Here is a 21,635-nt window from a genome sequence, read left to right as displayed (position 1 = left end):
TACCAAATAAATTTATAGTAGATATTAAATAATCCTGCCAACTTGGGAGGATTATTTTTATTTAAGATAAACTTAAGAAATTTATAACTTTAGTTAATAGATTATAATAGTCTTTAACAGAATTCACATAAAAAGCTCACCTTTTTTTCTTCCATTGGTTGTTTTTTTATGTAAATTTTGATATAATAATAGTTGCTAAAAATAAAAAGGCATAAATGTTTTTTTTAGACAATAAACTTGTTTTTCTAAGAGATTTGGTGAGAATTTTATAGAGAAATTTGCATAATAAAGGGAATGTGTATTATTTTTTCAATTACATATAATGCTCTTAATTTTAATTGAATATTTATCTAGGAGAATATATAAGTAAAAACTAATAATATTTACATGAATTAGGAGGAGATAGCTTTGGATATTATATCACTTATAGGTATGGTTTTAGCAGTGGGGTTTATTTTATTTGGAATATTGACAAGTGGATCTATTTTAACTTTTGTTGACATACCATCTATACTTATAGTTATAGGAGGTACGGCGGGGGCATTATTATTAAGTGCCAGAAAGAAAAATGCAATGCAATTTGTAAAATGTTTTGGAATTGTATTTAAAGAAAAGGGAAAAAATGAAGTTGAAATTATAAACGGTTTGGTTGAATGGTCTACTAAAGCTAGAAAAGGAGGTCTTTTGGCTTTAGAAGAAGAAATACCTAAAATTGAGGACAAGTTTATTAAAACAGGTTTAATGATGATTATAGATGGTTCAGAGCCTGAAACTATAAAGAGGGTTCTTTCTATAAAGCTGAAAGGAACAGTTGAAAGGCATAGTAGTAACAGGGGATTAATGGATACGGGAGCATCTCTAGCGCCAGCATTTGGTATGGTAGGGACTCTTATAGGGCTTGTAAACATGTTGAAGAGTTTATCAGATCCTTCCACAATTGGACCACAAATGTCTGTTGCCTTAATTACCACATTCTATGGTTCTTTAATAGCCAATGTAGTTTTTCTACCTATGTCAAAAAAGCTAAAGTCTAAAACAACAGCAGAAATATACCAAAAGGAAATGATAATTGAAGGACTTATGAGTATTCAAGCAGGTGAAAATCCTAATACTATAAAAACAAAGTTAATGGCATTCTATAACGACAAAGAAAACGAAGCAATTGATGCAAAAGTTAATAGTCAAGAATAGTATGTAAGGAGGCCCAGTATGGACGAAGAAAATAACTTTGACACAGAAGATGAGGGTATAAATAATGAGTGGCTTGCAACTTATGGAGATTTAGTTACACTTTTAATGTGCTTTTTTGTACTATTATATTCCATGGCTGTTATTGATCAAAGTAAGGCAAAGCAAGCTATAGCTTCTTTGAATAATATGGGGGCTTTTTCTCAACAATCAGGTGCTAAGCCATCCGCAGGTAACGGCATGTTGGATAAAAATGCTGCAATTGTAGGCTCAGCAGAACAACAAATGGATAATATTTATAAGGAAGTAAAAAAAATTGTAGACAAGAAAAATTTACAATCTTCTATTGAAGTTGAAAATCAACAAAAAGGCGTTTTAATTAGATTTAAAGATGATATGATTTTTGACACAGCAAGTGCAGAATTAAAACCAGGAGCTAAGGCTATTTTGACACAAATGTCAGATGTATTAAAAAAATATAATAAGAATATAAGAGTAGAAGGGCATAGTGACAATATACCAATAAAGACTGGCAAATATGAAAGCAATTGGGAACTTTCATCAGCTAGAGCAATAAGTGTAGTAAAGTTTCTAACTAGTGAAATTCCACCAGATAAACGCATAAAAGAACAAAGCTTCGAAGTGGCTGGATATGGAGCATTTAGACCTATAGTATCAAATGATACAGAAAAAAATAGAGAAAAAAACAGAAGAATAGAACTAATTATAATTAAGTAATAGTATGATTTAATTATCTAACTATGGCTTTATAAGTAGAGTTAAATTCATTGTAAAGTTTTTTATTATATAGAAAACAGCTTGCGTAAAATTAACAGGCCAGATACTTTATAAATTTTAGTATGTGGTCTGTTTTTGTATTTTAGTTAAAAAGATTATTTAAGTAGGAGATTTGCCATTGCTATAATGAAAGAAATACTAAGATTTAAGAAAATGCTATCAATGAATGCATAGGGGGACAATATGTATAAATTAATTTTAGTAGATGATGAAGAAGAAGTAAGAAAAGGTATAATACAAAAAATAAAGTGGCAGGAATATGGGTTTGACCTAGTAGGAGAAGCTGAAAATGGTAGAGAAGCCTTAGAAATGGCAGAGAAGTTTACTCCAGATGTAGTTGTAACTGATATTAAGATGCCTTTTATGGATGGGCTTCAACTTTCAGAAGAATTAAGAAAACGATTTCCTACCATTAAAATAATAATATTAACGGGTTTTGATAAATTTGAATATGCACAAAAGGCTGTAAATTTAAGTATCGCTTTGTATGCGCTAAAACCTGTTTGTTCAAAAGAATTCATTGAGGTACTCTTAAGGGTAAAATCACAAATTGATGAGGAAATGTTGAAAAAAAAGGATATGGAAGCATTAAAAGAACATTATGCGAAAAGCTTGCCTATTTTAAAAGAGAAATTTCTTACTTATCTAATTACAAGTAAGGCAAGTAAAGAGGAAATTGAGGAAAAATGTAAAAATTATAATATTAATTTAAATGGAAATCGCTTTGCTGTGGCAGCTATAAATATTGATAATAAAGTGGAATATAAAGACAAGAAAAATGATAATAGTAATGAAATAGATTTGAATAAGTTTGCAACTCTTAATATAGTAGAAGAAATCATTTCCAAAAATAACAGGGGAATAGCCTTTATACACAATGAATTGATTGTATTAATTAGTCCACATTTGGAAGAGGATAGAGGTTTTATTTTTAATAATGTTCAATCTACCCTTGAGGAAATAAGACAGAATATTGAAAAATATTTAAAGTTCACTATTACCATTGGTCTTGGAACAATTATAAGTGATGTTTCACATATATCTGATTCTTATAAGAATGCTATTCTTGCCTTAGACTACAGATTTATCATGGGCAAAAATCGAATCATTTGGATAGAAGATATAGAGCCAAGCAGTAGTAAAAAAATAGTTTTTGATGAAATTATGGAGCATGACCTGAGAAGTTCTATAAAAGTAGGAACAGAGATTGAAATTATTAAAACAATAGATGGTTTGTTCTATGAGCTTATAGATGCAAAGGCCACCTTTAAGCATTTTCAAATATATTTATTAGAAATACTTACAACTATAATTAAAACAGCGGAAAGTTTAGACGTGGATTTAACCTATATTTTCGGTGAAAATTACAATTTGTTCGTGGAACTATACGAATTTAATGATTTAAATCAAGTTAAGAATTGGTTCCAATATATATCTATTAAAATAAGGAACTACATTACAAAAGATAGGCAAGATAATTGCACGCTTTTAGTTGAAAAGGCAAAGGCGTATATTAATAAATATTATAGTGACAGTAGTATAACAATTAATAGTCTTTGTAATTATCTATATATAAGTCCAACATATTTTAGCTTTATTTTTAAAAAAGAAACAAAAATGACTTTTATAAATTATTTAACTCAAATTAGAATGGATGCTTCAAAGGAGTTAATTAAGACTTCAAAGTTGAAGTCTTTTGAAATCGCTTATAAAGTTGGATATTCAGAAGCCAATTATTTTAGTTACTGTTTTAAAAAACATTTTGGGATTTCACCATCTGAGTATAGAAATAATTAATTGAACATCCTTCATACCTAAGAGGAGATGAAATTTTGAAAAGCAAGATTAAGAAATTTTTTAAAAACCCATATAACGGTGCAGTAAATAGCTTTAAAGTAAGAGGAATACAATTTATTATTACTATATCCTTTACCCTTATTTCGATTTTGGCTATGTTATTTGTTGGAATTGTGATTTATAATAAGTTTTCTATTTCATTAGAAGATAATGCTACTCTAAGTACAAAGCAATTAGTGAATCAGGTGAATTCTAATATTGAGTACTATTTAAAGGGCACCAAGGAAGTATCAAATTTGTTAGAAAAAAATATTTATCTAAATCAAAAAATTCCAAATAGTAAGCTGAAAGATCAAATGAATATAATACAGAATATTAGAGGGGATATTGCAAGTCTAGCTGTTTTTTCAGACAAGGGAGAACTTATAATTGAATCCTCTACTTCAGTCTTAAAGGATAATGTAAATGTAGTTAATCAAGATTGGTTTAAATCAGCACTAAATAAATCAGATAACCTTAGGTTTTCATTACCTCATGTTCAAAATCTTTTTAATGGAAAGCATGATTGGGTTGTTTCGCTTAGCAGAGCTATATATTTTTATAAGGGTAACGAAAGGGTACGTGGAGTGCTTTTAGTTGATATGAATTATAGCACTATAGGTGAGATTTGCCAAAATATATCTATAGGAAAAAGAGGTTATATTTATATTGTTGATTCTGATAATAATATTATATATCATCCAGAACAACAGCTTATTAACATAGGTTTAAAATCTGAAAACCGTGAGGATTATTTAGGTAGCTATTTAGAAAATTCTGATGAAGGGAAGCAGCTTATCACAATAAAAACAGTAGATTATACTAATTGGAAGGTTGTAGCAGTTGCATATATGTCAGAAATATTGGATTTTAAAAAAACTAGTACTAACTTCATAGGATGGATTTTATTTGTTTGTATCATATTAATTATTTTTATATTTGGATTTATATCAGCTAAGATATCACATCCAATAAAGCAGTTAGAGGAGTCTATGAAGATGGTAGAAGCAGGAGATTTTAATATATATATTGATGTTAAAGGGGAAGATGAGGTGGAGAGATTATCTACAGCCTTTAATTTGATGATTTCTAAAGTTAGGTACCTTATGGCACAAATAGTGATAGAGCAAGAAGCAAAAAGAAAAAGTGAATTAAATGCACTACAAGCGCAAATCAATCCACACTTTCTATACAATACTTTAGACTCAATAGTTTGGATGGCAGAAAATGAGAAAAATGATGGTGTAATAACAATGGTAACCGCTCTTGCTAAGCTATTTAGAATAAGTATAAGCAGGGGTAAGAATATCATTACAGTTAGGGAAGAAATGGATCATGCAAAAAATTATTTGATAATTCAAAAGATTAGATACAAAAATAAGTTTGTATTTGAAATTATAAATCAAAAGGAAGTTTTAGAATATAAAACCTTAAAGCTAATATTGCAGCCACTTATAGAAAATTCAATTTACCATGGTATCGAGTATATGGTAGACGAAGGGTTTATAAAGATATCAGTTTCCGTTACTAATGGTAAATTATTATATGAAATATGTGACAATGGACTGGGAATTGAACCAGAAGTATTAAAGCACATACTTGAGTACAGGGAAAAAGATAATACAAGCTCCGGAGTTGGAGTGAAAAATGTACATGAGAGAATTCAGCTAAGCTATGGCAGTGAATTTGGACTTGAAATACAAAGTGAAATTGAAGAGGGGACTACAATTAAAATTTGGCTACCTCTTATAAAAGAATAGAGCTGGGGTGATTTATATGTTTAAAAAGAATATGTTAATAATTTTCTTGTTTATCATTCTCCTTATATCACCATTTTTATTCGGAATCGTGAATTTAAGTACTAAGGGAGAAGAAGAGTCTAAAAAAATATCATTAATATTAAAAAATCAAAATGGTGACTATTTTAAAAATGTTAGAATGGGTGCTACGGTGGCTGCTAAAGAATTTAATGTAAAGGTAGAGTTTAATTCTCCTATCTATGAAACTGATATTGATGGGCAAATAGCCTTGGTGAATGCAGCTATTGAAAGAAAAGTGGATGCCCTAATATTGGCACCATGTGATTATGATAAACTTGCAAAGGTAACTGAAAAAGCTATAGGTGAAAAAATACCAGTACTCGTCATAGACAGTAAATTAAATACTAATAAAATTAGTAGTTATATAACTACAGACAATGTTAAAGCCGGAAAAATGGCGGGTCAAAAGCTTGTTTCACTATGTGATTTAAACTCACGAATTGCTGTTATTAATTTTGTTGAAGGCGCAAGAAACAATAAAGAGAGAGAAGAAGGCTTGTGGTCCATAATATCAAAACACCCCAAATTAAAGTTGGTATATAAGGAGTATGTGGCAGCAGATTCAAAGAGCGCATCAGTGCTTACAAAAAAACTTGTGTTAGGTGATGATAAAGTTAATACAATAATAGCATTAAACTACATAAGCTCTATAGGAGTAGCAGAGGCAATTGCGGAAATAGGCCTGGCAGGAAAAGTGAATGTCATCACTTTTGACAATACTCCAGAACAAATAGAATTCTTAGAAAGTGGAGTAATACAAGCTACCCTTACTCAAAGTCCCTTTGGTATGGGATATTTAGCAGTTAAATATGCAGCTCTAAAGCTGCAAAACAAGAAAATTCCAAAGTATGTTGACACTGGCGTAGTTGTAATAGATAGGGATAATATGTATAAACCAGAAAATCAAAAAATATTATTTCCTTTTAAACAATAAATATATATAAAAATTTACAGGGAGAATTATAATGAATAATATGAAAAAAATTATAATAGTTTTGGCAATGGCGTTTATTATAGTAGCTATTTTTAAAGGGTGTGTAAGCGGAGATACTTATTCAAAGAATGGATATAAGGGGAAATTACCAAAAGTAGGTGCAGCTATTTATAAATATGATGATGAATTTATGTCTTATATACGTAATTCAATGGAAAATGATGCATATGGAAGAATAGCATTGAATATGAATGATTCTCAAAATGATCAAAATATACAGTTACAACAAGTTGATGAAATGATTTTAAAGGGGTCCAGAGCTCTCGCCATAAATTTAGTCCAGCCTAAAGCGGCAAAGGATGTAATTAACAAAGCAAGAGCGGCTAACCTGCCAGTTATATTTTTTAACAAGGAACCAGATGCATCAGTACTAAACAGTTATGATAAAGCATGGTTCGTAGGTGCAGATTCAAAGGAATCTGGAATTTTGCAAGGTAAAATGATAGTTGACCTTTGGAATGAAAATAAAAGTAAATGGGATAAAAATCAAGATGGAAAGCTTTCATACGTATTACTTAAGGGTGAACCAGGGCATCCTGATTCGGAGGCCCGCAGTAAATATGCACTAGATGAGATTAAGAAGGCAGGTATTTCCGTAGAAGAGTTAGCACAGGCTACAGCCATGTGGGACGACGCAAAAGCAAAGGAAAAAATGGATGGATGGATATCCAAGTTCAATGATAGGATAGAATTTGTAATTTCTAATAATGATGTTATGGCACTTGGGGCATTAGATTCACTAGAAAAAGCAGGCTACTTATCTGAAAAAAAATTTATTCCTGTAGTTGGAATAGACGCCATTCCAACTGCTATTAAAAAGATAAAAGAAGGTACTATGGTTGGTACAATATTAAATGATGCCAGTAGTCAGGGCAGGGCAATAATCGATTTAGTTACAAATGCTGCAAATGGTAAAAATATTGTTAATGGTACTTCTTGGAAAATAACCAATGATAAATATGTGCGTATTCCTTATGTGACTATAATAAAAGATAATATAGATGTAGCGGAGCAGGCTTACAAATAATTATGGATTGATTATTAAAATACCATAGGATTTTAATATATAACAGTAGGATTTTGTATTAATAATAAACCTTTTTGATGTTATCATTAGCACAAGTTAACGTTTACACTAAAATTTAGAGGGGGAAAATTCATGAAAAAGGCAATTACAATGATTTTAGTAACAGCAATGGCTACCAGCTTATTAGCAGGTTGCTCAAGTAAAACTAAAACACCAACTACTGATACAAAAAAGGTATCTATAGGATGCACAATTTACAAATTTGATGATACCTTCATGACAGGAGTTCGTAATGCAATATCTGCAGCTGCAACTGATGCTAAATCAAGTGTAGAAATTGTTGATAGTCAAAACTCATCAGCAACGCAAAACGACAAAATAGATTTGTTTATAACTAAGAAAGTAAATGCACTACAAATAAACCCTGTTGATCAAGCAGCATCAGATGCAATTATAACTAAGGCAAAGAATGCTAATATACCAATTGTATTCTTTAATCGTATGCCTTCAGCCGCTGACCTTAGTAAATGGGATAAACTTTATTATGTAGGAGCAAAACCTGAACAGTCAGGAGTAATGCAAGGCAAGATTTTAGCTGAGTATTGGAAAGCTCACCCAGAAGCAGATAAAAACAAAGATGGAATTATGGATTACGTTATGCTCACTGGTGAACCAGGACATCCTGATGCTATTGCTAGAACTAAATCTTCTATCGATGAAATAGTAAAGCAAGGAATAAAAGTTAATGTTATTGCTAGTGATACTGGTATGTGGGATCGTGTTAAAGCTCAAGATAAACTACAATCAATTATAGCTGCAAAAGGTGATAAAATTGAAGCAGTACTTGCTAATAACGATGACATGGCTCTTGGTGCTATATCAGCATTAAAAGCTGCTGGATACTTTAAAGATAGTAAGTTTATGCCTGTTGTTGGTGTTGACGCTACAGCTCCTGGTATTGCTGCCCTTGCTGATGGTACTTTACTTGGAACAGTACTTAACGATGCTAAAAATCAAGGAATTGCTACATTCAAGCTTTCACAATTACTTGCAGAAGGTAAGGTTCCAACTACTGAGAATGTTGGATACACTCTTACAGATAGTAAATATGTATGGATAGATTATAAGCCAATAACTAAAGCTAATATGGCTGATGCTAAATAAATCACTATTTTTATAGTTTATTAAATGTTTTAAAATTAACTAAAGTACAATAGGGTTTCTATTGTACTTTGGTTTGTTAATGAATTTATAAAAAATAATCATCATTAAGGTATACAGGAGGCATTACAATGAAGGAAGATAATTATTTGCTGGAGTTAAATAATATATCCAAAACCTTTCCTGGTGTAAAAGCATTAGACGATGTAACTCTTAAAGTGCGTGCTGGTAAGGTACATGCCCTGATGGGTGAAAATGGTGCGGGTAAATCTACACTTATGAAATGCCTTTTCGGTATATACTCGCAGGATTCAGGAGAAATATTTTTAAATGGTGAAAAGGTAGTAACAAACAATTCAAAAGAAGCTCTAAATCTAGGAATTGCAATGATTCATCAGGAAATTCACCCTGTTAAATTTCGTAATGTAATGGAAAATATGTGGCTTGGACGGTTGCCAATGTATGGTATTGGACCTTTTAAATTAGTTGATGAGAAAAAAATGTATAAGGATACCCAGGAACTTTTTAAAAATCTTGGAATTGATGTTAAGCCAGATACAATAGTTGGGAACTTATCTGTTTCTATAGTACAACAGATGGAAATAGCAAAGGCAGTTTCCTACGATGCAAAAGTAATAATTATGGATGAGCCTACATCATCTCTTTCTGAGACCGAAGTAGAACATTTGTTTAGAATAATTCGGGATTTACAAAAAAAAGGAGTTGCAATAATTTATATATCCCATAAGATGGAGGAAATTCTCAAAATCTCCGATGAAGTATCTATAATGCGAGATGGGAAGATGATGGGCACTTGGGACGCTAGTGAACTTACAACTGATATGATAATTAAAAAAATGGTAGGACGTGATTTGACTAATAGATTTCCTGAGAGATGCAATGTTCCTGGGGATGAGATCCTTAGGATCGAAGGGTTTACATCTCCCTATCCAAGATCTTTCAAAGGTGTTTCTTTTAATCTAAGAAAGGGAGAAATACTTGGTGTAGGAGGTCTTGTTGGTGCTCAAAGAACAGAGATTATGGAAGCAGTTTTTGGTCTTAGGAGCTTGCAATCCGGGAAGCTTTTTATAAATGATAAGCAAGTTAGTATTAAGTCACCAATTGATGCAAAAAAATATAATATGGCACTAATTACAGAGGAACGTAGGGCGACAGGTATATTTCCAGTTTTATCAGTTATGGAAAATATGGTGGTGGCAAACCAGTCAAAATATCTGAATAAAATGGGAATTTTAGACGATAAAATGCGAAAAAATGATTCGATTAAGAGTATGAAACAGTTAAACGTAAAAGCACCTTCATTTAAAGAACTTATACAAAATTTGTCTGGTGGTAATCAACAGAAGGTATTACTAGCTAGATGGCTTCTTACAGAGCCAGATATACTAATTCTTGATGAACCAACACGTGGTATCGACGTAGGTGCAAAATTCGAGATTTATACAATTATTACGGAACTTGCAAATCAAGGTAAAAGTATTATAATGATATCTTCTGAAATGCCTGAACTTTTGGGTATGTCTGACAGAATAATGGTAATGTGTGAGGGTCATCTTTCTGGTATTATTGATGGGAAAACAGCTACAGAGGAAGAGGTAATGCTACTTGCTAGCAAGTATATGGAATAGTGAGGGGGAGAGGTAAATGGAAAGGTTAAAAAGTAAAAACATACAGGCTTTTTTAAAGCAAAATGCTATTTATGTGGTACTTATAGTACTAATAATAGGTATTGCAATAAAGGATCCACGTTTCATTTCATGGGGTAGTTTTGCTAATGTTTTGACTCAAAGTTCAACAAGAATAATTATAGCACTGGGAGCTTGTTTTGCGATTTTAACTGCTGGAGCTGATCTTTCTGCAGGACGTGTGGTAGGTCTTTCTGCAGTTATATCCGCTTCAATGATTCAAGCTACTGAGTATACGAGCAAGTTTTATCCCAATTTAGGACATTTAAATATAATGATTCCTATTTTAGCAGGTGTTATAGCAGGCGGTATAGTTGGACTTTTAAATGGTTTCATAGTATCAAGATTTGATGTACCACCATTTATAGCAACCCTGGGTACAATGGTTATTGTTTATGGAGCAAACTCAATTTATTTTGATATGGCGCCTAATAGGTCACAGCCTATAGGTAGTTTAAGGAGTGATTTTGCTGCACTTGGAACAGGATCATTTTTAGGAATTCCATATATAGTAATTATAGCAGCACTGGTTACTGTAATAATATATGTGGTTTTAAATAAGACAAAGCTTGGTAAAGATGTATATGCTATAGGTGGAAATAGGGAAGCTGCTACTGTTTCAGGTATTAATGTACGAAATTCACTATTGAAAATATATGTAATTGCAGGTCTGCTTTATGGTTTAGCTGGTGTTCTTGAAGCAGCAAGAACTGGTGGGGCAACAAATAATTATGGTAATGGTTATGAATTGGATGCCATTGCAGCCTGCGTTGTGGGTGGGTGGTCGGTATCTGGAGGTGTGGGTACTGTACCAGGAATTGTAGTAGGTGTACTTATATTTAGTGTAATCAATTACGGATTAACATTTATAGGGATTAATCCATATTGGCAGCAGATAATAAAAGGTGTAATTATAGTATCAGCAGTTGCAGTGGATATAAGAAAGTACCTTCGTAAAAGATAAAAATAGTATAACTATATTTAAATTTCTAAGTAATATCGCTGGATATATATTAATCCAGCGATATTACTCTGTAATCTATTAATGCTATTGTTAAGTTAGGTTTTTTTTGTTAAAATAGAATTGGTAACGTATTTTAAGAATTTGTCCCAGTGGGATGAATTAGTTCCCAAGGGTGCTAAGGCACAGTAAATTACCATCTACATATGGAAGGAGATAATATTATGATTTATTCAACAGAAGTTTCAGAAATGATGTGTGTTGCAAAAGGACCTAATCATGGATCAGCACCAATTCCTGAAGAAGGAAAATGGGTACAAAGTAAAGAAATTAAAGATATCTCAGGTTTAACACACGGAATTGGCTGGTGTGCTCCGCAGCAAGGTGCCTGTAAGCTTACTTTAAATGTAAAAGAAGGCATAATACAAGAAGCATTAGTTGAGGTAATAGGATGTTCAGGTATGACTCACTCAGCTGCAATGGCATCAGAAATACTTCCAGGAAAAACTATTTTGGAAGCATTAAACACAGATTTAGTATGCGATGCAATAAATACAGCTATGAGAGAGTTATTTCTTCAAATTGTTTACGGAAGAACTCAAACAGCATTCTCTGAAGGTGGACTACCTATAGGTGCTGGACTTGAAGACTTAGGTAAGGGTCTTAGAAGTCAAGTTGGTACAATGTATGGAACACTAGCTAAGGGCCCAAGATATTTAGAAATGGCTGAAGGTTATGTTACTAATATAGCACTAGATCAAAACAATGAGATAATAGGTTATAAATTTGTTCAACTTGGAAAAATGATGGATATGATTAAAAAAGGTATGGATGCTAATGAAGCTATGGAAAAAGCTACTGGAAGTTATGGTAGATTTGATGAAGCTACAACAGTAATCGATCCAAGACAAAAATAATATAGAAGGAGGAATAATTAAATGGCTTTATTTGAAAGTTTTGAAAGAAGAATAGATCAAATAGTACCTGTATTAAACAAGTACGGAATAAATTCACTAGAAGAAGCAAGAACAATTTGTGAAGAAAAAGGTATAGATGCGTTTGATATAGTAAAAGGAATTCAACCTATAGCCTTTGATAATGCTTGTTGGGCATATACAGTAGGGGCTGCTATAGCAATTAAAAAAGGTTGCACAAAAGCGGCTGATGCGGCAGTATATATAGGAGAAGGGCTTCAATGCTTCTGTATACCAGGTTCTGTTGCTGATGATAGAAAAGTTGGAATTGGACATGGTAATTTAGCAGCTATGCTTCTTCGCGAAGAAACTAAATGCTTTGCATTTTTAGCTGGACATGAATCATTTGCAGCTGCTGAAGGAGCAATTGGGCTTGCGAGAGCTGCCAATAAAGTAAGAAAAGAACCACTAAAAGTAATACTTAATGGTCTTGGAAAAGATGCAGCTTATATAATTTCAAGAATTAATGGGTTTACATATGTTCAAACAAAATTTGATTACTATACTAGTAAATTAGATATAGTTAAAGAAATAGCTTTTTCAACAGGAGAAAAATCTAAGGTTAGATGTTACGGATCAGATGATGTACGTGAAGGCGTTGCAATAATGCATTTTGAGGGAGTAGACGTTTCAATTACAGGAAACTCAACAAACCCAACAAGATTCCAACACCCAGTTGCTGGAACTTATAAAAAAGAATGCCAAGAGCAAGGTAAGAAATTCTTCTCAGTTGCATCAGGTGGTGGTACTGGAAGAACTCTTCACCCAGACAATATGGCAGCAGGTCCTGCTTCATACGGAATGACTGATACTATGGGAAGAATGCATTCAGATGCACAATTCGCAGGTTCTTCATCAGTACCCGCTCACGTGGAAATGATGGGACTTATAGGTATGGGAAATAACCCTATGGTTGGAGCTTCAGTTGCAGTTGCGGTTGCAGTTGAAGAGGCAATGAGTAAATAAATTTTTTGTTGTCAACAAACAATAAACATTAGTCTAGACTGTATAATTAGTGAAAGTTTTACTTTCACTAATTATACAGTCTTTTTTTTTACACCCACAACCCCTAACTGTCAGGTCTTAAAAAAATAAAAAACTAACCCGATCTCCAACACGCCACCCCACACAAAACAAATCATTCCTTGCCTCTTAATTCTTGCAAGTTTTCTCCTGCCTTTATTTCTACATTGTCTCGTATAGAATTAGGAATGTTTTTTTATTAACAGGATAAGTAAAGAGAATCTTCTTTTTTACACTAAAGAAACATCCCAATTGATGACTCTGTCTCTTCATAAAATGTATATCCTAAACTATTATAAACCGACAATGCTCTTTTATTTGCACTCCATACTTCCAAGCTTGATTCCTTAATATTCAAAGCTTTTAAACATTCGAAGGCTCTAAGTATTAAATTTTTACCAATACCTCGGTTTCTCCATTCCTTTGAAACAAACAAATCATCTACCCAACCATATTTGGTGTTTGACTCATTTTCTTTCACAATAATTATGATATTACCTAGGATTACACCTTCATGCTTGGCTGCTATACTCAGCCACTGATTTTCACTTCTCAATTTTTTTAAATCCTCTAAGGAATAACCCCCATTAAATACTTTATTTTGCTTTTCCACTAACTGGATTATCTCATCTTCGTCTATAAGCTCAAGTTTAACAAAATCAATACCATTAATATCTGCTATCTCGAAATTTTCCTCAGTTAACTCTTTTTTTATTATATGCATACCCTCATCGTACTTGAAACCTTCTTTAGAAGAATAATATGCAATATTCTCTTTGTTATCCGAAAAACAACAATGGTAGACCCTTACATCAATATCTTTGTTCTCTTCTTTTATAGCACGCGCGCGCTTCATTATTTCATCAAACATTTGATCTTTTAACAGAGTCTTATTTGCAACATCTGTCACCTTAATATCAATATAAATATTTAATCTAGGTTTTTCAGCTAAATCAGAATCCATAAAAGGTGAAATTACAGCTTCCCCTACTAATTTATTATCTTTGTCATAAGCTTCTAACATATGTTTTCTTTTACTATCTTTTATTGTATATATCATAATGTCCCCCTATTTTTAAATTTAATTTTTAATAATAATCTTATATCAGCTATCATTCTTTTCTTCTTTTAAATTTTTATAAACTATCTTTCTTATTGATTCACTACTCAAACAAAATATTTCTGATAACTCTTCTATATTTAAGCCTTCTTTGTATTTTTTATGAATTTCTCCATTTCTAAAGGTTATTTTTTGACGTGATCCACTCTTTACTCCCCAAGTTACTCTTACGTTATCAAGTTGAGGTATATAAATTCTTTCACCTTGTACATAATTTTGTATTTCTCTTAGTAGTTCAGGAGGAAACATATCCTTTGCATTTTTATAATTCAATAAATAAACCCCCTTGAATATAAATTTCTACTTACCTTTCTAGAATCATATCTACCCAAAATTCAAAAGGGGCAAACCCATTTTTTTCACAAGCGGAAATTGCATTCTGGCAATCTCTATTCAAGTAAATATAAACATTATCTTCTGAGGAACTCTTTGATAAATGTTTTATTGTTTTACCTAGAATATATTCGTTAACTCCATTGTTATCATAATCAGGGTGTACAGTAAAATTATCAATCCACACCTTTTCTGAATCTAATGATGGAATAATACCAGCAATAATACTTCCATTTGTAGTTTTTATGAATTTTGCATTATTGATGGTGAAGTCTTGTTTTAGCATTTCAAGAAATTCATCATAGGTGCAGTTTGTAAAATACTTCAGGTTTTTAATTGATTCGTTCTTATAATAAAAGTAAACAATATCCTCTAAAATATCATCAGAATAATTCACTAGTTCTAGGCCTTCTTTAAGGTTACTAACTTCACTCACAGGAAGGTCTGCTTGTCTCTTCATATACATTCTGTACTTAGGTTCAAATCCATTTCTTATTATTGTTGGTATGAGATATTGGGAAAGTGTTGGATAATATTCAATCTCACCATATTCAAGAGACTGAATAATGAATTTCTCTGAAGTATCTTCAGTAATAAACCACTCTTTAATGTTGGAAATAGATTTTTCAATTAAATCAAATCTTTTATCCCAACTTGATGGAAGAATTAGGGTTGCTCTTAAAGTATTATCTGCTTGAATTAAATGGTAAAGATGATAAAGGCAGTAACCCTCATCAAGATAATCAATTAAAAAAAGCCCCTTATCGTTATATGAATTATATCTATCAAAATCATGAAAAGGCATCTTGATAAATGGTAGCATAGGAATAAAGTTATTTTTTCCATATTCTATCTTTTGCGAGAATTCTTTCATAGTGTCTGATGTTATTTTTTTAATATTATACATAATAAACTACCTCCAAAATATTTGAAATAAGATGGTAATAGGATTATTATTGCATATATTAAATTGGAATAAAAGGTAAAAAATGATTGCACTAATTTTGTACCTCTTTGAATAAAAAATAAATGCAATTGTCAACTAACAATAAAGTGTACAGTCAGTGAAAGATTTCTTTTCACTGACTGTACAGCCTTTTTAATTTTACGGCCCAATTACTAATTGTCAGGTCTTAAAAAAATAGAAAATCCTTTAACGAATTTAAAATGCTTAAAAAATATAGAGCTGATTATTAAAGATGGTGAAATTGTAAAAAACGAATTAGGTATTTAAATAAAAATAGAATTTGGTCATTATTATATTAGGATAAGTTTAAAGAATACAAAAGATGATATTGCTCCCAGAGCTGACAACACTTTAGACGATGCATATTATTTGGCTGAATACCAAGTTTATGGTGATTTAGATGATATAGCAAAGTTTTTGAAGAAAATATTAGCAAGTATGATAGTTACTACATGATTTTCAAGGAGCAATTATGCAGCACTACTAAAAGATACCATTAGACATGGTTATTTTAGTACGATATAGTATACTTAGGTTTTGAAACGAGCCATATACTATCGTTAATGTGTCAATTGTGATGCTTGATAGTGAAATTCTTGAAGAAAATAATTAGTTTTTATATGTTGTAATTTATAGTTTTTATTATAAATGAGAGTATAAAAGAAGTTATTTAGTATTCAAGAACCACATTCATTTATGTGTGGGAGTTTCAGCGAGGAAATAGATTAATGATTTTTAAAATATAATTACAAGCAATTTAATCAATTATTAAGCCCCTTATTAGCTAATTAATATTGGAATTGTTTAAAGAAATTTTCAAAAAAACACAGGCTATTTTCCTGTATTTGTGTCTTTTTTTCTAAGTTTAACCCATGTCATAAGTAGCAATATCAATACTATTGTAAAAATACCTGATAATATAAAGCAAACTCTAGCCCCGTATTTCTCAGCTACAAATCCTGAAAATAAACTTCCTATAGGAGTGAATCCAGCAAACACAAGTGAATATACACTCATTACTCTTCCTCTGTATTCATCTTTAGAATTTAGCTGCAGCGTGGAATTAGCAGTGGTGGAAAAAAACATATTAAATATGCCTGTTATAGCTAAGCTTAGTGCAGTAAAATAATATAAATTGCTCATGCCAGTGACAATTAACATTATGCCAATTGCAATAGAGCTACCTATCATAAGAATTCTATTTGGACCGCCTTTACTTTTCAAGGAAACAAGAACTGCTCCAATAAGAGAACCTGCACCAAGGGCAGACAATAAAATTCCATAGGTTTTTGCATCCATATGCAGTATATTTTTCGTAAATACAGGTATTAAAACACTATAGTTAAAAACAAATATCCCCATAATACTAACTAATATTAAGGTTTCTAATAAAACGGGATTCTTTTTTATGTATCTAAGACCATTCACTATTTCCCTTAATATGCCTTCTTGCGAACTTTTCATTCTTACATAAGCCACTGCTTCAATGTGAACTAGCCCATAGATTACTGCCATAAAGCTAAAACCATTTAACAAAAAACACCATCCCGCGCCAAGGTATCCCATAAGCATAGCTCCAATAGCTGGTCCGATAATTCTTGCTAAATTAAAAGTAGCAGAATTTAAAGCAATGGCATTCATTAAATCTTCTTTTCCTACAATTTCCATATTAAAAGCTTGCCTAGTTGGCATATCTAGTGTATTGCAAAATCCAAGACATAGTGCTAGAACTAGTATGTATTCGTACTTCACAGTATGTGTAAATACTAATCCAGACAATATAAAAGCTAGTAGCATGGATATTGTCTGAGTGAAAATCAGTATTTTTTTCTTTGGAAACTTATCTGTTATTACCCCCGCAAACAATGAGAAAAAAGTTACTGGTAAAAACTGCAGGGTTCCAACAAGACCAAGCAAAAATGCAGAATCTGTTATGGAAAGCACTAGCCAAGATTGCCCTATGTTTTGTGTCCAAGTACCTATTAAGGAAACACATTGTCCAAGCCAAAAATATCTATAATTCTTATGTGTAAGAGCGTGAAAGTTATTGTTAATAAATCTCTTAGTAGAAGCGACTATATGCATTATTATCATCTCCTAATTTGCTGCATCATTTGTGGTGGTGGCATTTTTACCCATTCTTTCTAATAGTACTAATGCAGTTTCCTTTTCCTCTTCACTAAATCCCAAGAATAAAATATCTGTCCAAGCCATCATGGCTTTTCTTACCGTAGGTTTTATTTTTAACGCTTTATCAGTAAGGTAAACATTATATGCTCTCTTATCTTTTTTATCTACTATTCTAATGATATATTCATCATCCTCTAACTTTTTAATAGCCTTTGCTGTGGTACCTTTATCAATCTTAAGGTAATCCGATAATTCTTCCTGCCTTATTCCATCTTTCTTATATAATGCATTTAAAAAAATATATTGACCTTTATTAATATTATATTGCTTAAGTTGCCTTCCCACATATTCATGGCCATGCCTGTGCAAAAGAGAAATCCATCTTGCCACAGAGTTTCTATTTTCATTCATTTATTTATACCTCCAGAATTAGTTGCATTCCCTACTAATTTAATGATATATCATTATAGTTTCCAATGCAACTATAATTTAGGGTAAAATTGTTTTATGTGGATAAATTCCCACAAAAAAACAGAGCCCAACTTGTGAGCTCTGTTTTTGTTTATATATTATTTATGTGTTTTTATTTCATTTTCAGTTAAAAAATCTACGTATGAAGTTAAAATTTCATCTTCAGCGGAGCAACTTTGTTTATAATACCAGTCTTTAACGGTTTTATCGATTTCAGCATCTGTACCCTGGGGTTTGAATGGGTATACAACGATAAGTTTTTTTGTTCCTTTATCTCTTAATCCGATTTTTTCAACACTTGCAAAATTTTTCATAACAATTTGCCTCCTTTTTGATCAGTCAACAGAGACTGTCTATATCTGATTATTTATTTTTGATTACAGTAGCATTGTAAATATTAATTATAGCACTAATGTTATACAAAAACTCCTCAAATTGCAAATATTTAAATTGAATCAATGGGAAGATACTCAAAAAATAGTTTTATATAAAGGTTATTAATATAATTTGTAGAATAAAATATATATACAAAAGCAAAGGGAACATTATTACCTTATGATAGGTAGAAGTTATAGAGAACTTTAAAATGGATTGCTATTGTATTCCAATTATAAATATATGAAAACTTAGGAGGAAAAATAGGATGTTTGAAAAAAATTATAAAAAAACAGATGAGGCAGTTTGGCAGGGGAGAACTGATAGTGAAACCAATTATGATGCCTTTAGATGGCATCAATGTGTAAATATGATAGATTTAAAAAGCCTTGATTTAGTTGCATACACAGGAAAACTTGGGTTTGCTTTTATTGGTTTTTGCTGTGATGAAGGGGTAAGGCTTAACAGGGGAAGAATAGGTGCAGCAAAGGGTCCCCAAAGTATAAGAAATGAATTAGCCAAGCTTCCATGTAATTTTTTACAAGAGGTAAAACTTTTTGATGCAGGAGATATATTTTGCGAAGATTGCACACTTTTGGAAAGCCAAGATATTTTATCTAAAGCAATAGAAAGGGTTTTAAGCTTAAATCTGTTTCCTATTGTTTTGGGAGGCGGACATGAAGTTGCTTTTGGAAATTATATGGGTATATTAAATTATTTATCACAAAAAAGTAAAAAGCCTAATATAGGTATAGTAAATTTTGATGCTCATTTTGATTTGAGACCTTATACACAAGGAGGAAGTTCCGGAACAATGTTTAGACAAATAGCAGATATTTGTAGCTACAGAGAGCTTAAATACTCTTATATGTGTATTGGTGTTCAAAAGCACAGTAACACTATAGATCTTTTTAAAACGGCTGATAGACTAGGAGCTAAATACATGCTTGCAAAGGATATTATAGATGGAGATGATTGTAAAGTTATAAATAAAATTGACGATTTCATAAAATTAAAAGATTATATATATGTAACTATATGTTCAGACGTATTTTCTACAGCTTTTGCTCCAGGGGTAAGTGCATCTCAGCCACTTGGACTAGATCCTGAACGTGTACTAAAATTTGTTAAATACATTTTAAAATCAAATAAAGTGGTAAGCTTTGACATTGCAGAAGTTTCACCAAGATTTGATCAAGATGATATTACAGCAAACTTAGCAGCTATATTAATTTTTTCTGTTGTTAATACACTTTGTGAAATAAATAGCTTATCTATCTAAAGGGGATATGCAAGGCACTCATTTGAGTGACTCATTAAAAAGTAAGAACCTGAGTGAATACTCAGGTTCTTACTTTATGTTTTTTTATTGCTTCAATATTTATCTTAAGTATCTATATTTTTATCCATATAAATTATCTCCCAAAGATGACCATCCAGATCCTGAAAACTCCAACCATACATAAAACCTTGATCATTGGGTTTATTGGAGGTCTTTCCACCAGCGGCTAGAGCTTTATTTACAATTTTATCAACTTTCTCCTTGCTATCAACAGATAATGCCACAATGACTTCTGTGTTTTTTTTAGCATCAGATATTTCTTTATTTGTAAATGTTTTAAAAAATCTTTCAATTAATAACATTATGAATATGTTATCGCCAACATTCATACATGTGGCATTTTTATCAGTAAATTGAGGATTAAATGTAAAACCAAGTTTAGTAAAAAAATCCATGGATTTAGTAAGATTTTTAACTGGTAAGTTAACAAATATTTTTGTATTGTTATTCATAAAATCATCACCTTTCTTTTTTAATTTTAAATAAAAACTAAAAGTTGTAAGAAAACAGTTTTATTTCATTTAGCTAAAACAATAAAATATTTAAGGAATTGACAAATAACAATTATTATTGAGTTATTATAGCATATTGAAACTTATTTGCCCACCTAGTAATATAAATTTTGTAGAGTTATTTAAAAAATAATTATTTTAACTTATTTCATTTCAAACCCTTGCTCATTTAAAAAATCTTTCATATGTGGTCGTTGAGGTTTGTCCATTAGATCAGATACTTGGTTTGTCCAGGTGTCTGATCTTTTTCCATTAGTTCTTTTTTTATAATACGCACTAACCTGTGCATCGTATTCTTCTACTTTTTTAGCATCACCATCTATATTATACTCATCCGTTTTAAATATTACGTCTAGTGGTAACCTTGCTTTTATACCTGGTGCATCATCTGGATAACCAAGACACATTCCAAATACGGGGTATACTCCAGAAGGTATATTTAAAATTTTACATATTTCTGTGGGGTTATTTCTTATACCACCTATATAAACCCCACCTAGTCCTAGTGATTCAGCAGCAATTAAAGCATTTTGAGCAGCAAGAGTAGCATCCACAGTTGCTAAAATAAAAGTTTCTGTGTATCCCTCTGCCATAGTTTTATGGTTAATTTCACAGGATGTTTTGGTACGATTCAAATCAGCGCAGAAAACTAAAAATAATGGACACGCTTCTACATAACTTTGATCTCCTGAAAGATATGCTATATTTTTTCGTTTAGACTTATCCACAACACTTATGATTGTATAGGCTTGAATAAAACTAGAAGTTGGTGCACTTTGTGCACATTCTATAATGGTTTTTATTTTTTCATTTTCTATAGGCTGATTTTTATATTTTCTTATGGATTTGTGAGCTTTTAATAAATTTATAGTTTCATTCATATATTCTACCACCTTA

At 31.4% G+C, this 21,635-nt stretch carries 20 protein-coding genes; 12 read left to right on the top strand and 8 right to left on the bottom strand.

From position 1 onward, the window contains the following. The first annotated feature begins 408 nt into the window (after nucleotides 1-408). The 11 genes from G9F71_RS18725 to G9F71_RS18675 all read left to right on the top strand — a co-directional run bounded on the left by G9F71_RS18725 (nucleotide 409) and on the right by G9F71_RS18675 (nucleotide 13,431). Nucleotides 409-1,191 carry a motility protein A gene (locus G9F71_RS18725; RefSeq protein WP_125004893.1) on the top strand — a complete coding sequence of 261 codons (783 nt, stop codon included), beginning with the start codon at nucleotides 409-411 and terminating at the stop codon, nucleotides 1,189-1,191. Nucleotides 1,192-1,209: 18 nt separating this feature from the next. Beyond that, nucleotides 1,210-1,926, top strand: coding sequence for a flagellar motor protein MotB (locus G9F71_RS18720; protein WP_164951610.1), 717 nt, complete (start codon nucleotides 1,210-1,212; stop codon nucleotides 1,924-1,926). A gap of 243 nt (nucleotides 1,927-2,169) precedes the next feature. Continuing rightward, the gene (locus tag G9F71_RS18715; protein WP_164951611.1) at nucleotides 2,170-3,783 is read left to right on the top strand and encodes a response regulator; all 1,614 of its coding nucleotides are present in this window, start codon (nucleotides 2,170-2,172) and stop codon (nucleotides 3,781-3,783) included. A gap of 35 nt (nucleotides 3,784-3,818) precedes the next feature. Next, a complete protein-coding gene (locus tag G9F71_RS18710; RefSeq protein WP_224626486.1) occupies nucleotides 3,819-5,582 on the top strand; it encodes a sensor histidine kinase in 1,764 nt (587 codons plus the stop codon). 16 nt (nucleotides 5,583-5,598) lie between these two features. Further along, a complete protein-coding gene (locus tag G9F71_RS18705; RefSeq protein ID WP_164951612.1) occupies nucleotides 5,599-6,576 on the top strand; it encodes a substrate-binding domain-containing protein in 978 nt (325 codons plus the stop codon). 31 nt (nucleotides 6,577-6,607) lie between these two features. Continuing rightward, nucleotides 6,608-7,663: a galactose ABC transporter substrate-binding protein gene (locus G9F71_RS18700; RefSeq protein WP_164951613.1), complete on the top strand. Its 1,056-nt coding sequence runs from the start codon at nucleotides 6,608-6,610 to the stop codon at nucleotides 7,661-7,663. A 132-nt stretch (nucleotides 7,664-7,795) separates the two neighbouring features. Continuing rightward, nucleotides 7,796-8,827, top strand: a complete 1,032-nt coding sequence (locus G9F71_RS18695) for a galactose ABC transporter substrate-binding protein (RefSeq protein ID WP_125004883.1) — start codon at nucleotides 7,796-7,798, stop codon at nucleotides 8,825-8,827. Between the two features lie 128 nt (nucleotides 8,828-8,955). After that, nucleotides 8,956-10,473, top strand: a complete 1,518-nt coding sequence (locus G9F71_RS18690) for a sugar ABC transporter ATP-binding protein (RefSeq protein WP_164951614.1) — start codon at nucleotides 8,956-8,958, stop codon at nucleotides 10,471-10,473. A 16-nt stretch (nucleotides 10,474-10,489) separates the two neighbouring features. After that, a complete protein-coding gene (gene mglC / locus G9F71_RS18685) occupies nucleotides 10,490-11,494 on the top strand; it encodes a galactose/methyl galactoside ABC transporter permease MglC (protein WP_164951615.1) in 1,005 nt (334 codons plus the stop codon). Nucleotides 11,495-11,715: 221 nt separating this feature from the next. Then, nucleotides 11,716-12,408 (top strand): iron-sulfur cluster assembly scaffold protein, encoded by a 693-nt coding sequence (locus tag G9F71_RS18680; RefSeq protein ID WP_164946997.1) that lies wholly within the window; start codon nucleotides 11,716-11,718, stop codon nucleotides 12,406-12,408. A 21-nt stretch (nucleotides 12,409-12,429) separates the two neighbouring features. Continuing rightward, a complete protein-coding gene (locus tag G9F71_RS18675; RefSeq protein ID WP_164951616.1) occupies nucleotides 12,430-13,431 on the top strand; it encodes a GGGtGRT protein in 1,002 nt (333 codons plus the stop codon). 292 nt (nucleotides 13,432-13,723) lie between these two features. Here G9F71_RS18675 and G9F71_RS18670 read toward each other — a convergent pair whose 3' ends face one another. The 6 genes from G9F71_RS18670 to G9F71_RS18645 form a co-directional block, all read right to left on the bottom strand. Continuing rightward, a complete protein-coding gene (locus tag G9F71_RS18670; RefSeq protein WP_164946999.1) occupies nucleotides 13,724-14,548 on the bottom strand; it encodes a GNAT family N-acetyltransferase in 825 nt (274 codons plus the stop codon). Nucleotides 14,549-14,593: 45 nt separating this feature from the next. Continuing rightward, on the bottom strand, nucleotides 14,594-14,881 hold the full coding sequence (locus tag G9F71_RS18665; protein WP_164947000.1) for a CD3324 family protein: 288 nt from the start codon (nucleotides 14,879-14,881) through the stop codon (nucleotides 14,594-14,596). A gap of 31 nt (nucleotides 14,882-14,912) precedes the next feature. Next, nucleotides 14,913-15,848: a GNAT family N-acetyltransferase gene (locus tag G9F71_RS18660; protein ID WP_164947001.1), complete on the bottom strand. Its 936-nt coding sequence runs from the start codon at nucleotides 15,846-15,848 to the stop codon at nucleotides 14,913-14,915. A gap of 891 nt (nucleotides 15,849-16,739) precedes the next feature. After that, complete coding sequence (locus G9F71_RS18655) at nucleotides 16,740-17,993, bottom strand: MFS transporter (protein ID WP_164951617.1); 1,254 nt, start codon at nucleotides 17,991-17,993, stop codon at nucleotides 16,740-16,742. Between the two features lie 12 nt (nucleotides 17,994-18,005). Then, the gene (locus G9F71_RS18650) at nucleotides 18,006-18,449 is read right to left on the bottom strand and encodes a MarR family winged helix-turn-helix transcriptional regulator (RefSeq protein ID WP_164947003.1); all 444 of its coding nucleotides are present in this window, start codon (nucleotides 18,447-18,449) and stop codon (nucleotides 18,006-18,008) included. 158 nt (nucleotides 18,450-18,607) lie between these two features. Further along, nucleotides 18,608-18,823 (bottom strand): hypothetical protein, encoded by a 216-nt coding sequence (locus G9F71_RS18645; RefSeq protein ID WP_125004869.1) that lies wholly within the window; start codon nucleotides 18,821-18,823, stop codon nucleotides 18,608-18,610. A gap of 329 nt (nucleotides 18,824-19,152) precedes the next feature. Between G9F71_RS18645 and hutG the strand changes: the two genes are divergently transcribed. Then, nucleotides 19,153-20,166 (top strand): formimidoylglutamase, encoded by a 1,014-nt coding sequence (gene hutG / locus G9F71_RS18640; protein ID WP_164947004.1) that lies wholly within the window; start codon nucleotides 19,153-19,155, stop codon nucleotides 20,164-20,166. Nucleotides 20,167-20,270: 104 nt separating this feature from the next. Here hutG and G9F71_RS18635 read toward each other — a convergent pair whose 3' ends face one another. Continuing rightward, nucleotides 20,271-20,678 carry a VOC family protein gene (locus G9F71_RS18635; protein WP_164947005.1) on the bottom strand — a complete coding sequence of 136 codons (408 nt, stop codon included), beginning with the start codon at nucleotides 20,676-20,678 and terminating at the stop codon, nucleotides 20,271-20,273. A gap of 203 nt (nucleotides 20,679-20,881) precedes the next feature. After that, on the bottom strand, nucleotides 20,882-21,619 hold the full coding sequence (nfsA, locus tag G9F71_RS18630) for an oxygen-insensitive NADPH nitroreductase (protein WP_164951618.1): 738 nt from the start codon (nucleotides 21,617-21,619) through the stop codon (nucleotides 20,882-20,884). Nucleotides 21,620-21,635: the final 16 nt, after the last annotated feature.

Origin of the sequence: Clostridium sp. FP2 (assembly GCF_011065955.2) — a bacterium.
Lineage (GTDB): Bacteria > Bacillota > Clostridia > Clostridiales > Clostridiaceae > Clostridium_AD > Clostridium_AD tagluense.
Note: the sequence above shows the minus strand (reverse complement) of the source record. Positions and strands in the feature narration are given on the sequence as shown.

Coding starts and splice junctions, on each gene's coding strand:
- G9F71_RS18720 (WP_164951610.1), top strand. CDS start 1,210: ATGGACGAAGAAAATAACTTTGACACAGAAGATGAGGGTATAAATAAT.
- G9F71_RS18715 (WP_164951611.1), top strand. CDS start 2,170: ATGTATAAATTAATTTTAGTAGATGATGAAGAAGAAGTAAGAAAAGGT.
- G9F71_RS18705 (WP_164951612.1), top strand. CDS start 5,599: ATGTTTAAAAAGAATATGTTAATAATTTTCTTGTTTATCATTCTCCTT.
- G9F71_RS18700 (WP_164951613.1), top strand. CDS start 6,608: ATGAATAATATGAAAAAAATTATAATAGTTTTGGCAATGGCGTTTATT.
- G9F71_RS18695 (WP_125004883.1), top strand. CDS start 7,796: ATGAAAAAGGCAATTACAATGATTTTAGTAACAGCAATGGCTACCAGC.
- G9F71_RS18690 (WP_164951614.1), top strand. CDS start 8,956: ATGAAGGAAGATAATTATTTGCTGGAGTTAAATAATATATCCAAAACC.
- mglC (WP_164951615.1), top strand. CDS start 10,490: ATGGAAAGGTTAAAAAGTAAAAACATACAGGCTTTTTTAAAGCAAAAT.
- G9F71_RS18680 (WP_164946997.1), top strand. CDS start 11,716: ATGATTTATTCAACAGAAGTTTCAGAAATGATGTGTGTTGCAAAAGGA.
- G9F71_RS18675 (WP_164951616.1), top strand. CDS start 12,430: ATGGCTTTATTTGAAAGTTTTGAAAGAAGAATAGATCAAATAGTACCT.
- G9F71_RS18670 (WP_164946999.1), bottom strand. CDS start 14,548: ATGATATATACAATAAAAGATAGTAAAAGAAAACATATGTTAGAAGCT.
- G9F71_RS18660 (WP_164947001.1), bottom strand. CDS start 15,848: ATGTATAATATTAAAAAAATAACATCAGACACTATGAAAGAATTCTCG.
- G9F71_RS18655 (WP_164951617.1), bottom strand. CDS start 17,993: ATGCATATAGTCGCTTCTACTAAGAGATTTATTAACAATAACTTTCAC.
- G9F71_RS18650 (WP_164947003.1), bottom strand. CDS start 18,449: ATGAATGAAAATAGAAACTCTGTGGCAAGATGGATTTCTCTTTTGCAC.
- G9F71_RS18645 (WP_125004869.1), bottom strand. CDS start 18,823: ATGAAAAATTTTGCAAGTGTTGAAAAAATCGGATTAAGAGATAAAGGA.
- hutG (WP_164947004.1), top strand. CDS start 19,153: ATGTTTGAAAAAAATTATAAAAAAACAGATGAGGCAGTTTGGCAGGGG.
- G9F71_RS18635 (WP_164947005.1), bottom strand. CDS start 20,678: ATGAATAACAATACAAAAATATTTGTTAACTTACCAGTTAAAAATCTT.
- nfsA (WP_164951618.1), bottom strand. CDS start 21,619: ATGAATGAAACTATAAATTTATTAAAAGCTCACAAATCCATAAGAAAA.